The organism is Janthinobacterium sp. SUN120, assembly GCF_030397735.1.
Taxonomy (GTDB): Bacteria; Pseudomonadota; Gammaproteobacteria; order Burkholderiales; family Burkholderiaceae_D; genus Janthinobacterium; species Janthinobacterium kumbetense.
Window position 1 is genome coordinate 1,821,172 of sequence record NZ_JAPUBW010000002.1, and the last position, 14,314, is coordinate 1,835,485.

11 protein-coding genes and 1 rRNA gene are annotated in these 14,314 nt (G+C 61.3%); 5 read left to right on the plus strand and 7 right to left on the minus strand.

The genetic code is table 11. The features are described from left to right. Nucleotides 1-22: 22 nt before the first annotated feature. Nucleotides 23-463: an acyl-CoA thioesterase gene (locus tag O0879_RS17920; RefSeq protein ID WP_052139932.1), complete on the plus strand. Its 441-nt coding sequence runs from the start codon at nucleotides 23-25 to the stop codon at nucleotides 461-463. Between the two features lie 42 nt (nucleotides 464-505). Further along, the gene (locus O0879_RS17925; RefSeq protein ID WP_289917835.1) at nucleotides 506-2,098 is read left to right on the plus strand and encodes an alkaline phosphatase D family protein; all 1,593 of its coding nucleotides are present in this window, start codon (nucleotides 506-508) and stop codon (nucleotides 2,096-2,098) included. Here the strand turns inward: O0879_RS17925 and O0879_RS17930 are convergent. Further along, nucleotides 2,095-2,961: a LytTR family DNA-binding domain-containing protein gene (locus O0879_RS17930; RefSeq protein ID WP_289917836.1), complete on the minus strand. Its 867-nt coding sequence runs from the start codon at nucleotides 2,959-2,961 to the stop codon at nucleotides 2,095-2,097. The genes O0879_RS17925 and O0879_RS17930 overlap by 4 nt on opposite strands. A 158-nt stretch (nucleotides 2,962-3,119) precedes the next feature. Between O0879_RS17930 and O0879_RS17935 the strand changes: the two genes are divergently transcribed. Continuing rightward, entirely contained in the window at nucleotides 3,120-4,292 is a 1,173-nt protein-coding gene (locus tag O0879_RS17935) for an acyltransferase family protein (protein WP_289917838.1), read from the plus strand. Here the strand turns inward: O0879_RS17935 and O0879_RS17940 are convergent. From O0879_RS17940 to O0879_RS17955, 4 genes are all read right to left on the minus strand, one after another. Then, nucleotides 4,289-5,971: a long-chain fatty acid--CoA ligase gene (locus O0879_RS17940; RefSeq protein WP_289917839.1), complete on the minus strand. Its 1,683-nt coding sequence runs from the start codon at nucleotides 5,969-5,971 to the stop codon at nucleotides 4,289-4,291. The genes O0879_RS17935 and O0879_RS17940 overlap by 4 nt on opposite strands. A 55-nt stretch (nucleotides 5,972-6,026) precedes the next feature. Further along, entirely contained in the window at nucleotides 6,027-7,709 is a 1,683-nt protein-coding gene (locus O0879_RS17945; protein ID WP_289912663.1) for a long-chain fatty acid--CoA ligase, read from the minus strand. A gap of 276 nt (nucleotides 7,710-7,985) precedes the next feature. Beyond that, entirely contained in the window at nucleotides 7,986-9,035 is a 1,050-nt protein-coding gene (locus O0879_RS17950) for an aminopeptidase (protein ID WP_289917841.1), read from the minus strand. A 2-nt stretch (nucleotides 9,036-9,037) separates the two neighbouring features. After that, nucleotides 9,038-11,113: a molybdopterin oxidoreductase family protein gene (locus tag O0879_RS17955; RefSeq protein ID WP_289917845.1), complete on the minus strand. Its 2,076-nt coding sequence runs from the start codon at nucleotides 11,111-11,113 to the stop codon at nucleotides 9,038-9,040. Between the two features lie 207 nt (nucleotides 11,114-11,320). Between O0879_RS17955 and O0879_RS17960 the strand changes: the two genes are divergently transcribed. Next, nucleotides 11,321-12,514 carry a M20 aminoacylase family protein gene (locus O0879_RS17960; RefSeq protein WP_289917847.1) on the plus strand — a complete coding sequence of 398 codons (1,194 nt, stop codon included), beginning with the start codon at nucleotides 11,321-11,323 and terminating at the stop codon, nucleotides 12,512-12,514. Between the two features lies 1 nt (nucleotide 12,515). Here the strand turns inward: O0879_RS17960 and O0879_RS17965 are convergent, their stop codons facing one another. Next, nucleotides 12,516-13,400 carry an NAD(P)-dependent oxidoreductase gene (locus tag O0879_RS17965; RefSeq protein WP_289917904.1) on the minus strand — a complete coding sequence of 295 codons (885 nt, stop codon included), beginning with the start codon at nucleotides 13,398-13,400 and terminating at the stop codon, nucleotides 12,516-12,518. Nucleotides 13,401-13,519: 119 nt separating this feature from the next. Here O0879_RS17965 and O0879_RS17970 point away from each other — a divergent pair, with 119 nt between their 5' ends. Continuing rightward, entirely contained in the window at nucleotides 13,520-14,080 is a 561-nt protein-coding gene (locus tag O0879_RS17970) for an acyloxyacyl hydrolase (protein ID WP_289917848.1), read from the plus strand. A gap of 126 nt (nucleotides 14,081-14,206) precedes the next feature. On the opposite strand, the gene rrf is transcribed toward O0879_RS17970, so the two are convergent. Then, a 5S ribosomal RNA gene (rrf, locus tag O0879_RS17975) occupies nucleotides 14,207-14,314 on the minus strand; the annotation flags it as partial.

A 14,314-nucleotide genomic window follows, 5' to 3' on the forward strand; every position in this document is an offset into this window, starting at 1 on the left:
TAGCCTTTCATGAGAATAAAAGATGAGCACCTCCCCCGACCGTCCCGACAACTGCCTCGCCTCCGGCCTGCCCGCCGGAAAAATGCCGGAATTGCGCATGATGCCAGCGCCGTCCGACGCCAATGTGTACGGCGACGTGTTCGGCGGCTGGATCATGGCGCAGGTCGATATCGCCGGTTCCCTGCCGGCCACGCGGCGCGCTAACGGCCGTGTCGCCACCATCGCCGTCAACTCCTTCGTCTTTAAAAACCCCGTCTTCGTCGGCGATCTGCTCTCCTTCTACGCCGACATCGTCAAGGTTGGCAATACCTCGATCACCGTCAATGTCGAGGTGTATGCCGAACGCAACCGCCTGCAGGCATGCATCGTGAAAGTCACGGAAGCAACCCTGATCTACGTGGCGACGGACTCCGACCGCAAACCGCGCAAAGTGCCGCCGATCGAGACCTTGCTGTCGCCTTGATTGTCGCTGTTACATTAATCCCACGTTTTATTTTCAGACGGCATGGATAGCCAGCGCCGCATCTTCCTGCAGAGCGCCGCCCGCATCGGTGCGCTGGCCGCCGCCGGCAGCGTGCTGTCCGGTTCCAGCGCGAGCGCCGCCACGCGCCTGAATGGCGCCGGCTACCCGTTTGCGCTCGGCGTCGCTTCCGGCTCGCCCTTGCCGGACGCCGTCGTGCTGTGGACGCGCATCTGCTACGACCCGCTGCATGCCAGCGCCACGCCCGCCATCGCCCTGAACGTGCGCTGGGAAGTGGCGGACGACGAGGCGTTCCGGCGCATCGCCGCCAAGGGCCAGGCCACGGCCACGCCCGCCCTCGCGCATAGCGTGCACGTCGATGTGGGCGGCCTGGCGCCCGGACGCTGGTACTGGTACCGCTTCATGCTGGGCGACGCCGTCAGCCCCGTGGGCCGCACGCGCACGGCGCCCGAGCCTGGCGCCATGCCTTCTTCGCTGAAACTGGCCGTCGCCTCGTGCCAGCACTGGGAATTCGGCGCCTACGCGGCGCACCGGCACATCGCCGCCGCCGCGCCCGACCTGGTGGCCTTCCTTGGCGACTACATCTACGAATGGGGTCCATACCAGCTGCAGCACCCGAACCGGGCCGTGCGCACGCATGAAAGTTTTACCCTGGACGACTACCGCGCCCGCTACGCGCAATACAAGAGCGACCGCGACTTGCAGGGCGCGCACCTGGCTGCGCCGTGGATCGTCACCTGGGATGACCATGAGGTGGCCAACGATTATGGCAATGACCGCGACGAGTTGCTCACGCCCACCTTTTTGCAGCGCCGCGCAGCCGCTTACCAGGCATTCTATGAACACATGCCGCTGCGCCTGCTGCCGCTGGGCCGGCGTGGCTTTGTCGACATGCGCATCTACCAGCGCTATGACTGGGGCCGCCTGGCGCGCTTCCACGTGCTGGACGACCGGCAATACCGTGCCTACCATGCGTGCGCCAGGCCGGGCCGCGGCGGCTCGAATTCCGTCACCACGCGCAACTGTCCCGACTTGCGCAAGCCCGAACGCACGATGCTGGGCGAAGAACAGCAGCGCTGGCTGCAAGCGGGACTCGACAATTCTCCCGCGCACTGGAATATTTTGGCCCAGCAAACCCTGATGGCACAATCGAGCCAGGTGCCCATCGCGCGGCCAGGCGACGAGCGCATCTGGACCGATGGATGGGATGGCTACCCGGTGGCGCGCCAGCACCTGCTCGATGCCCTGCGCAGCAGCGGCGCGCGCAACCCGCTGGTGCTGTCGGGTGACGTGCACACCTTTTATGCCACGGAACTGAGCCGCAACGCCATGCGCCCCGCCAGCAAGGATAATCCCGTGCTGGCCACCGAATTCTGCGGTACCTCAATCACCTCGAGTTCCCGCCCGCAGGCGCGCACGGAGCAGTACGTGGCGATGAACCCGCACATCCGCTACGGCCGCAGCGACAAGCGCGGCTACATGCTGCTGGACATCACGCCAGAGAAAACCACGGCCCTGTTCCAGGGCCTGGAAAACGTGCGCGACAGCGCGTCGGCCATCGCGACACTGGCCAGTTTCACCGTCCAGGACGGCAAGGCTGGCGTACAACGCATCTAGCCTATGCTTTTCAAGGCGTCGCGGTAGCGCCGGCTGACGGGTACTTCGCCACCCGTGGACAGCACCGCGCGCGCATCTCCCGACTCCAGCGGCACGATGCTCCGCACAAAGTCGAGGTTGACGATGTAACTGCGGTGCACGCGCAGGAAGCGCTTGCCGTCGAGGCGGCGCTCGATGGCGGCCATGGTCGAGCGCAGCGGATAGTCGTGGCCGCGCACATGCAGGTTCACATAATTGCCCCACGCCTGTATCCATTCGATCTCAACGGCCGGCAACAGAAAATCCTTGCCCAGCTTGCGCACCAGAAAGCGTTCCGGCTGCTGCACCGGTTCCACGGCAGGCCCTTCATCGGGCTCGCCCAGCAGGGTCGCTTCGCCTTGCCAGCGCATCAGCAGCAACTGGTAAAAGCCCGTGAACAATAAAATGGAGAAGTAAGTACGTACATCCTTGATATATTCATACGGCAACTCGCGCCACCAGTTACCGAAATCGTAGTCGCTGCCCTGACTCCAGTAAGCCAGTTTGCGCAAGGCCACCATGGCCAGCACATGCACGAGGCTGTAGACGAGCGACGCGGCCAGATGCCAGCGCAGGTTCTGGCGCTGGAAAACCAGGTGCAAGGGGCGAAACTGGTTAGCCAGGATCACCACAGGTACCAGCGCCAGCAGCACCAGGTTGCTGCTCCACTCCCACACGGCCACTTCCCAGAAGGGCGTATCGAGCCCGGCGCGCACGCGGTCGGCCCAGCTGATCCAGCAGTTGAGCGACGTTTGCAGCAGATACAGGACGATCCAGAAAGCTGGCTCGGCGATCTGGCGCCAGCGTTGATATCGTTGCAACAAATCGGTGGAAGACAGGCGCATGGCGGCGGACAGTGAATAAGTTGCATGATTGTAAGGTCCCAAAGCCGTCCCAGCGCCACCGCTCGTCACAAACAGCCCGCGATTGATCACTTTTCGCTGGTTCCCCCCGGGCGGCCTGCCTATGCTGGGGCATTCCCTGACCGACGGACCCCACAACCATGACCACAGATTCCCGCCGTTACGATATCGATGCCTTGCGCTTTCTTGTCTTCAGCCTGCTGATCGTCTACCACACGGCCATGCTGTACCTGGATGGCGCCGCGTTCCACATGAAAAGTACTTACCTGACGGAAACATTGAACTTTCCCATGGTCTTTATCAACCGGTGGCGCATGGAAATCGTGTTCCTCATTTCCGGCGTGTCCTGCGCCATGATGACGCAGGCGTCCAGCGGTGCGTTCCTGTGGCGCCGGGTCAAGCGCCTGTTGCTGCCCTTGCTGTTTGGCGTGCTGGTGGTGATCCCCGTGCAACCGTATTGCGAGGGCGTCAGCAACGGCCTGGTCGAGCCTGGCTATGGACCATTCCTGCTGCATTACTTTGGCGGCCATGCCTGGCCGGCCGGCGCATTTACGGGCTGGAAGACCAGTTTTACGTGGAACCATCTGTGGTATCTGGTGTACCTGCTGCTGTACACCATCGTGCTGGTGGCCTTGCAGCCGCTGCTGGCCAAGGCAAGACCGCTGTTTGCGGGCCTGCGCGGCTGGCGCCTGCTGGTCCTGCCCGCCCTGCCAACGCTGGCGGCAACGGCTTTCCTGAAGCTGCGCTATCCGGAAACCCATGCGCTGCTCAAGGACTGGTACGCGCACGCCATCTATTTCACCATGTATCTGTATGGCTGGTGGCTGGGCAATGACAAGGGAGGGTGGCAGGAACTGGCGCGCTTGCGCTGGCAGGCGCTGCTGCTGGCACCCTGCGCGTTTGCCGTGTATCTTGGTTTTGACCTGGTGGCTTCGGAAAACCTGCTGACCTGGGCCTCGTTTGGCTCCTGGCCCATGCGCAACCTGTACATGTGGCTGGCCATCTGCGCCATCCTGGGCTGGTCGCACACCTTGCTGAATAAACCGTTTGCCTGGCTGCCATGGGCGCGCCAGGCCGTCTTTCCCTGGTACATCTTGCACCAGAGCGCGATCGTGCTGCTGGCCTACTGGCTGGTGCCGTTAAAACTGGGCCCCGTGCTCGAGCCGCTGCTGATTTTGGCAGGCACGGTGGCGACCTGCTGGCTGGGGACGTCGCTGCTGATCAGCAAGGTGAGCTGGCTGCGTCCCTGCTTCGGCTTGCCCGCCCGGCCACGGCAAGCCGTGGCGGCGGACACAGCCCTGGCGGCGAGTTAAGCCGCTTTCTTTTCGTCGCGCAATTGACGGCGCAAGATCTTGCCGACATTGGTTTTCGGCAATTCATCGCGGAACTCGATGTATTTCGGCTTCTTGTACGCCGTCAACTCATGCTTGCAATGCTCGCGGATCTGTTCCACCGTCAGGTTCGGATCCTTGCGCACGACAAACACTTTCACGGCTTCGCCCGAGTTGGCATCCGGCACGCCGATGCAGGCGCATTCCAGCACGCCCGGGCACGACGCAACCACGTCTTCCACTTCGTTCGGATACACATTGAAGCCGGAAACGATGATCATGTCTTTCTTGCGGTCCACGATCTTCACGTAGCCGCGCTCGTCCATGACGCCCACGTCGCCCGTCTTGAAATAGCCGTCGGCCGTCATCGACTTGGCCGTCTCGTCCGGACGCTGCCAGTATCCCGCCATCACTTGCGGGCCACGCACGGCGATTTCGCCCGGTTCGCCCAGCGGCACTTCCACGCCATCGTCGTTCAAAATCGCCACTTCCGTCGACGGGAAAGGCAAGCCGATGGTGCCCGTGAATTCCGTGATGTCGACACGGTTACCCGTCACCACAGGCGACGTTTCCGACATGCCATAGCCTTCGATCAGCGGGCAGCCCGTCAATTTCAGCCAGCGTTCGGCCACATTGCGCTGCAAGGCCATGCCGCCGCCATTGCACACTTTATAGCTGGAAAAATCGAGCTTGGCGAAGTCGGCATTGTTCAGCAGCGCGTTATACAGAGTATTAACTGCCGGGAAGACGACGATCTTGTGCTTGGACAACTCCTTGACGAAACCGGGGATGTCGCGCGGGTTGGGGATCAGCACGCTCATGCCGCCCAGGCGCATGCCCATCAGGGCGCTGACCGTCAGCGAATAGATGTGATACAGGGGCAAGGCACACATGAAGCCCATCGAGGTGGCGCGCATTTCCTTGGTCATCACGGGCGACATCCACGCCTCGTTTTGCAGCACGTTGGCGATCACGTTACGGTGCAACAACATCGCGCCTTTCGACACGCCCGTCGTGCCGCCCGTGTACTGCAGGAAGACGATATCGTCATGTCCCTGCTGCACCGGCGTCAAGGTCAAACGCGCACCCTCGGCCAGCATCTTGTTGAAGCTGATGGCGCCCGGCAAGGAAAACGCGGGCACCATTTTCTTGATCTTGCGCACGACAAAGTTGACGATGGTGCCCTTCAAGCCACCGAGCAAGTCGCCCATGGTGGCGACGATCACATGCTTGACCTGGGTGTGCGGCAATACCTGTTCCACCGTGGTGGCGAAGTTTTCCAGCACGATGATCGCTTCGCTGCCCGAATCGATCAGCTGGTGCTGCAATTCGCGCGGCGTGTACAGCGGATTGACGTTCACCACGGTGTAGCCGGCGCGCAAGATCGCCGCCATGGCCACCGGATACTGCAACACGTTCGGCAACATGATCGCCACGCGCGCGCCCGGTTGCAGGCCCTTGCTTTGCAGCCAGGCGCCCATCTGCTGCGACAGCTGGTCAAGCTCGCGGTAAGTGAGGAATTTATCCATGCACACGAAGGCGTTGCGGTCCGCATATTTCTGGAACGACTCTTCCAGCAAATGCGTGACGGAACGGTATTGCGTGCAATCAATCTCTGCGGGAACGCTGTCCGGGTACGACTTCAACCAAATCTTGTCCATCTCGCCTCATCTTTATCTGTAAAAGGGACGCGCCTCCTGGCGCATCCCACACTGTTTATGCTGCTATCTTTGTTTCGTCACGCAGGGCGCGACGCAAAATCTTGCCGACGTTGGTCTTCGGCAGTTCATCGCGGAACTCGATGTATTTCGGCCGCTTATAACCCGTGAATTGTTCCTTGCAGTACGCGGCCAGCACTGCCTGAGTCAGGTTCGGATCTTTGCGCACAACAAACACTTTCACGGCTTCGCCCGAGTGTTCGTCCGGCACGCCCACGCAGGCGCACTCGAGCACGCCAGGATGGGCCGCGATGACGGCTTCGACTTCGTTCGGATACACATTGAAGCCGGAGACGAGAATCATGTCTTTCTTGCGGTCGACAATTTTCACGTAGCCGCGCTCGTCCATGATGCCCACGTCGCCCGACTTGAAGTAGCCATCGGGGGTCATCACCTTGGCCGTCTCGTCGGGACGGTTCCAGTAGCCGCTCATCACTTGCGGCCCACGGATGGCGATCTCGCCCGTCTGGCCCAGCGGCACTTCCTTGCCGTCGTCGTCGAGGATGGCGATGTCGGTCGAAGGCACGGGCAAGCCGATGGTGCCGGAAAACGCCGTGCTGTCGGCGCGGTTGCAGGTGGCGACGGGCGATGTTTCCGACAAGCCATAGCCTTCGATGATGGACACGCCCGTCACTTGCAGCCACTTGTCGTTGACGGCTTGCTGCACCGCCATGCCGCCGCCATTGGCGATCTTCAAGCCCGAGAAATCGAGCTTGGCGAAATCGGGGTGGTTCACCAGTGCGTTATACAAGGTATTGACCGCTGGCAGCAGGTTGAATTTGTACTTGCCCAGCTCCTTGATCAGGCCCGGGATATCGCGCGGATTCGGGATCAGGATATTCAGGGCGCCCACGCGCGTGCCCCACATCGCGCACGCCGTCAGCGCAAAGATATGGTACAGCGGCAAGGCGCAGACGACGATCATCTGTTCCTTGCTGTTCTGGTCGAGCGCCGCGCCGGACCACGCTTCGCTCTGCAGCACATTGGCGATCACATTGCGGTGGCTCAAGGTCGCGCCTTTCGACACGCCCGTCGTGCCGCCCGTGTATTGCAGGAAGGCAGCGTCATTGACGCTCAGCTCGACGGGCGTGAGTTTCATGCGGCTGCCCAGCGCCAGCGCCTGCTTGAAGCGCATGGCGTTCGGCAAGGAATACGCGGGCACCATCTTCTTGACGTTGCGCACGACAAAATTGACGATCATGCCCTTCAAGCCACCGAGCATTTCGCCCATGCTGGCGACGACGACATGCTTGACGGCCGTCTTGCCCAGCACCTGTTCCAGGGTATGGGCGAAGTTTTCCAGCACGATGATGGCTTCGCTGCCCGAATCATTGAGCTGATGCTCGAGTTCGCGCGGCGTATATAAAGGGTTGACGTTGACCACCGTGTAGCCGGCGCGCAAGACGGCGGCGATGGCCACCGGATACTGCAGCACGTTCGGCATCATCAGGGCGACGCGCGCCCCCTTCTTCAGGCCGCGGCTTTGCAGCCAGGCGCCCAGCTGGCGCGAATAGGTATCGAGTTCGGCATAGGTGAGGAATTTGTCCATGCAGACATAGGCATTGCGATCCGCATATTTCTGAAACGCTTCTTCCAGCAAATGCACCAGCGAACGATATTGATCAGGATCGATGTCGGCGGGGACGCCGGGAGGATACGACTTCAGCCAAATTTTTTCCATCCTGTGCCTCTTGTCTCGAATAATCGTGGGGGAGCCGGCGCACCCTGCCGGCGCGGATCATTGCTGCGGATTCTGTCGTCCTGCAGTCAGTTTGAGCATTCTGACGAGCAATTGCTCTATGCTACTAATGCGATGCTATCGGGCGCCGGGCTTCCATGCAAGCGCTTTCAACAGTATTCGAGCGGCAACTCTAGGGGTATTTTGTGCTGCACTGCAACATGATAAATACGCTGTTGCAGGATCGTTCGCCTTGATGTCCGGGACAATCTTTACGGGTCACGGGCTGGATAATTGTTCCAGCGCCTGCCTGCGCTCAGGCTTCTTGATCTGGGCCATTGTGTGCACTGCAGCATAAAAAGCACGAAAGTTCTTTTTTTCTTCCAGCAATTTTTTGAAGGCAGGCAAAAATTCATTGTAGGTAGACACGGAAGCCAGGTGCGCATTGCTCAATGGCTGCTCGAACCAGCGGTCGTAACCGGCAAAACCACCCCAGTTTTGCTTCAGGACCTGATACGCTTCTTGCAATGCCGCAAATACCTGCGCCTTGCGCACGCGCTTGTCCGCATCGCTGGCGTCGCTCGCATACACGGACTCCAGTTCGCCCCGGTATTTCAATAGCAAGGCCAGGAAATCCTGGCGCCGCGCCGCATACTGGGCATACGCCGCGCGCATGCTGTCATTGCCCTCGCGCGCCAGCCAGCGCTGCACGCCGGCCTCTTCCACGGCACTGGCAAACGACTCGTTGAAGGCCGAGTCGCCAGGCACGTACACCACCTGGTGCGCCAGCTCATGGAAGATCAGGCGCGCCAGTTCCGCATCGTTGTAGTGAATAAAGGTCGACAGCAGGGGATCGTCGAACCAGCCCAGGGTGGAATACGCGGGCACGCCACCCACCTGGACGTCGTAATGCTGGGCCCGCAACTCGTCGGCATACGCGAGCGCCTCCTCCTTGCTGTAATAGCCGCGATAGCTGACGCAGCCGGCGATGGGAAAACACCATTGCAGCGGCTGCAGCGACAATTCCGGCGTGGCCACCACGTTCCACAGCACAAACGGGCGCCGCAATGCCGCATAGTTCTTGTAGCTGCCATTGTCGGGCAAGTCCAGCTCGCTGACGGCAAAGCGGCGGATCTGCTGCGCCTTGGCCAGACGCACTTTCAGGTGCGGCTCGGTAGCCGGGTCATCGAGCCAGTCGCCGATAGGGCGCGCGCCGGACCACAGTGCATATTGCCCCTGCGCCGCTTGCGTGTAGTAGCGCAACTGCGTGCAGCCGCCCAGCAGCAGGCATACCGTGCCGACGAGCAAGCGGGCCGGCCAGCGCGCCATGGTCAGGCAGCCTTTTCCACTTCAACCAGCGTATCGTAGAAGGTCGGCGCGCGGCCCATGTCCGTCAAGCGCTGGCTGGTCACTTCGTTGGCGTTCTTGCCATCGCTGGCAAGTTTCTTCCACCACACGGACAAGCCCACCACCAGGCCCCGTCGCGCCTTGTCCGTCACCCTGGCCTTGGCCACAAAGCTGCCGCGGTCATTGAAGATGCGCACCATGTCACCGGCCACGATGCCGCGCGCGGCGCCATCGTCGGGATGGATATCGAGGTGCGGCTCGCCTTCGGCCGCGCGCAGGCTTTTCACGTTCACGAAGGTGGAATTGAGGAAATTGCGCGCCGGCGGGGAAATCATGGCCAGCGGATAGCGGGCCGCCAGCGCGGGATTGCTGGCTTGCGATTCGTGCGGCGCGATATACGCCGGCAAGGGATCGAGGCCCGCCAGCGCCATGGCTTCCGAATACAACTCGCACTTGCCCGATGGCGTGGGGAAACCGCCCTCGGCAAATGGCGCTTCCGGCATGACCAGCTTTTGCCAGCCCGTGCGCTTCAGCGATTCCCAGTCGAAATGCACGGCGCGCGCATCCGTCGCATCGAATGCCTTGGCCGCCAGCGCATCGTCGCTTTCCTGGAAGCACGGGTCATCAAAGCCCATGTATTGGGCCAGCAGGCGGAAGATTTCCGTATTCGCCTTCGCTTCGCCCAGCGGCGCCACGGCCGCATTGTTCGCCATCATGTACAGGTGGCCATAGGTGGCATGCGTATCGACGTGTTCCAACTGCGTGGTGGCGGGCAACACGATGTCGGCGTAGTCGACGGTATCGGTCTGGAAATGTTCGAGCACGACCGTAAACAAGTCTTCGCGGGCAAACCCCTGCGCCACTTTCGAGGAATCGGGCGCCACGGCCAGCGGATTCGAGTTGTAGACGATCACGGCTTCGACTTGCGGGCCAAACTCGGGCGACGCCGTTTTCAGCAGATCGTCGCCGATGGTGCTCATATTGATGGTGCGCGGCGTGCCTTTGAGCAAATCGGGGCGCTGCAGGGCCTTGCGGTTGATGGGGAAGGAACCCGAACTCGACAGCTGCATGCCGCCGGCCGGATGGCGCCAGGCGCCCGTCAGGGCGGGCAGGCAGGCGATATTGCGCACGGCCATGCCACCGCCATGCACGCGCTGCACGCCGTAGTTGGCCCGGATGACGGCGCCCTCGCCGGAGCGGCACGCCTGGCCGTACAGGCGCGCCAAGTCGACCACTTCCGTGGCCGTGATGCCGCACACTTCGGCCACCCGCTCGGGCGGCCATTCCAGCGCCCGCTGTTTCAAGGCATCGTAGCCAACAGTGTAGCGCTCGATGTAATCATGATCGAGCAAATCTTCCACAATCAAGACATGCATCAAACCCAGCGCCAGGGCCGCATCGGTCCCCGGCAGCAAGGCGACGTGCTGATGGCACTTTTCCGCCGTCAACGAACGGTAGGGGTCGATGGCGATCAGGGTGGCGCCATTGCGTTTGGCTTCCTGCGCGCGCATCCAGAAGTGCAAATTCGAGGCGATCGGGTTGCCGCCCCAAATGATGATCAACTTGGCGTTCTGGAACTGTTCCAGGTCCGTGCCGATGCTGGCGCCCACCGTGTAGCGGTAGCCCGTGGCGCCCGCCGAGGCGCAGATGGTGCGGTCCAGCAAGGAAGCACCGAGCTGGTTGAAGAAACGCGACGACATCGACTCGCCCTGCACCAGGCCCATGGTGCCGCAGTAGCTGTACGGCAAGATCGCCTGCGGATCGCGCGCGGCGATCGGTTTCAAGCGGGCCGCGATGGTCTGCAGCGCTTCTTCCCAGCTGATACGCTCGAACTTGCCTTCCCCCTTCTTGCCCACGCGGCGCAGCGGATGCAGCAGCCGGTCCGCATGGTAGGTGCGCTCCGTGAAGCGCGACACCTTGGTGCACAGCACGCCCGCCGTGGTCGGATGGTCGGGATCGCCCTTGACGGCTGTTGCCACCCCGTCGGTCACGGTGACCAGCAAGGCGCAGGTATCGGGGCAGTCGAGCGGGCAGGCGGCGCGCACTTGGGTGGTGGTCATGGGGGCAATCCAAAAACGTTGGGGGAAGGCGATACTGTAAACCATTCCGCGCGCTTGCTGTTGGCGCCGTGGCAAGCACGTCCGTGCGCTGGATTTACCCGGCAAACAAGGGCTACAATGCACTATTAGCCGCGTCTGTTTTTGATCAAACAAGCGCGGTTCGGCGCGCCATACATTGCTGCGCGCCAGCATCCACAGGAGAGTCCCATGAAACTAGTTGATCCGATCTTGGCGTTTCAATCCGAGCTGCAAGGTATCCGCCGCGACCTGCACGCGTATCCCGAGCTGTGCTACGAAGAACAGCGCACCTCGGACGTGGTCGCCGCCAAACTGACGGAATGGGGCATTCCCGTGGTACGCGGCTTAGGCCGCACTGGCGTGGTCGGCATCATCCAGCATGGCACGTCCAAGCGCGCCATCGGCTTGCGTGCCGATATGGATGCCTTGCCGATGCAGGAAATGAATACCTTCGAGCATGCTTCACGCCATCCGGGCAAGATGCACGCCTGCGGCCACGACGGCCACACGGCCATGCTGCTCGGCGCCGCCCATTACCTGGCGCAACACCGCAACTTCGATGGCACGGTCTACCTCGTCTTCCAGCCGGCGGAAGAAGGCGGCGCCGGCGCGCGCGAAATGATAGCAGACGGCTTGTTTACACGCTTTCCCATGGATGCCATCTACGGCATGCACAACTGGCCAGGCGCGGAAACGGGTACCCTGAGCGTGGTGGAAGGGCCAATGATGGCGTCCAGCAATGAATTCCACGTCACCGTCAAAGGCAAGGGCGCGCACGCTGCCCAGCCGCACAAGGGCATCGACCCCGTCATGGTGGCCGTGCAAATCGCGCAAAGCTGGCAAACCGTCATCACGCGCAACAAGAGTCCGCTCGACACGGCCGTGCTGTCGATCACGCAAATCCATGCGGGCAGCGCCACCAATGTGATTCCCGATGACGCCAGCCTGGTCGGCACCGTGCGCACCTTCACCACGCCCGTGCTGGACCTGATCGAAGAGCGCATGCGCGACATCGCCGTGCACACGGCCGCCGCCTTTGGCGCGGAAGTCGATTTCCACTTCAAGCGCAACTACCCGCCGCTGGTCAACCACGCGAAGGAAACGGCGTTTGCCGTGGAAGTGATGAAAAGCGTGGTGGGCGCCGACAAGGTCAACGCGAATGTCGAACCGACGATGGGCGCGGAAGACTTCGCGTTTTTCCTGCAGGAAAAAGCTGGCTGCTATATCTTCATCGGCAACGGCGATGGCGAACACCGCGATGGCGGCCACGGCCTGGGTCCGTGCGTCTTGCACAATGGCAGCTACGACTTCAATGACAATCTGCTGCCCATCGGCGCCAGTTTCTGGGTCAAGCTGGCCGAAGCGAGCCTGCCCGTCACGTAAGTCAGCTCAGCTTATCCGGACCGGTGCCCAGGCGCTGGCCCGGATTCAACGCTTCCAGGGCCAGCAAGGCAGCAGCGTGGTCTGCCGTCGGGTGGCTGGCGGCGAGGGTTTCATAGCGCTGCGTCACCAATTGCGTCACCGGCAAGGTGACGTGGGCCGCTTCCGCTGCCGCGAGGATGTTGTGCATGTCCTTGATCTGGCTTTTCACCTGTCCACCGGCAACAAAATTGCGTTCCAGCATACGTTGGCCATGCACCTCCAGAATCTTACTCTCGGCAAAACCGCCGCGTATCGCTGCCCGTACGGCGCTCGCATCGGCGCCGGCCGCCTGCGCCAGCAATAACGCTTCCGCCACGATATTCAGGGTGGCGCCGACGATCAGCTGATTGCACAGCTTGGCAACCTGGCCGCTGCCGGCCGGCCCCACCAGGGTCGGGCGCCCCATGGCCGACAGAATCACTGCAACCCGCGCGTAATCGCTGGTGCTGGCACCGGCCATGATGGCCAGGGTGCCCGCCTGTGCCCCGCCGACGCCACCCGAGACGGGCGCATCGATGAAGGCATGGCCTGCCGCCTGCAAGGTGGCATGGAATTGCTGGGCTTCTGCTTGCTTGGTGGAACTCATATCGACCCAGAGCGCCCCTGCACGCAAGGCTGGCAGCGCCTCTTGCAGCACCTGCGCCACGATGGGCCCGGCTTCCAGCATCGAAATGACCACGTCCGCGCCATTGACCGCCTCGGCCACGGAAACGGCGGGCTGCGCCCCTGCCTCACGCAGGACTTGGGCCTTGCTGTGCGTGCGATTCCAAATTGTGACAGAATATCCAGCGCGCAGCAGGCACCGGACCATCGGATCCCCCATCAGACCGATACCGAGAAATGCGATTTTTGTAGAGAATGTCAATTGAACCTCTGAAATCAAACGGGTGGCGGGAACACTGTGCAAAACTGGGTGTCTGCGCAAACAAGACGAGCCTTACGGCCAATTTTACGATGAAAGCCTCTATGTCCTTCAAGAAGAATATCCTCAAATCCATCGCTGCCATTACCGCGCTGATGGCAGCCAACGCCGGCTTTGCCGCTGACGACAAACTGATCGACTCCGTCTACGGCGAATATGCCAAGGGCGTGAAGGTACAAATGGTACGCGCCGGCGTGACCTCGAACTGGGATAAGGCCTGGTTCGTATCGAATGGCACACAACTGAGCGGTTACTGGGATGCCAGCATCGGTGGCTGGGATGGCAAGAGCTATCGCAATGTCCCTGGCCAGCATCAAAAACTGTGGGATCTGGGCTTTACCCCCGTGTTCCGCTTTGAAAACACGAACAAGCTGGGCTTCTATGCGGAGGGCGGCATTGGCGTGCACATGCTGTCCAAGCTGTACGATAACGACGATAACCGCCTGTCGACGCACTTCCAGTTCGGCGACCATATCGGCGTTGGCTATATCTTCAATAACAAATGGGAAGTCGCTGCGAAGATCCAGCATTTCTCGAACGGCGGCTACAAGAAACCAAATAGCGGCGTCAATTACATGAACATCAAAGTCGCTTACCATTTTTAATGGCGATGACAAATGAGCAAGGCACCGCGTAGCGGTGCCTTTTTTTACACCTGTCTGCTGATAAAAACGCCAGACGAAAAAAACCCCGCCATTTCTGACGGGGTTTTTCTCTACTGCGAATAACAAGCCTGACGATAACCTACTTTCACACTGGTTGCAGCACTATCATCGGCGCAAAGTTGTTTCACGGTCCTGTTCGGGATGGGAAGGGGTGGGACCAACTTGCTATGGTCA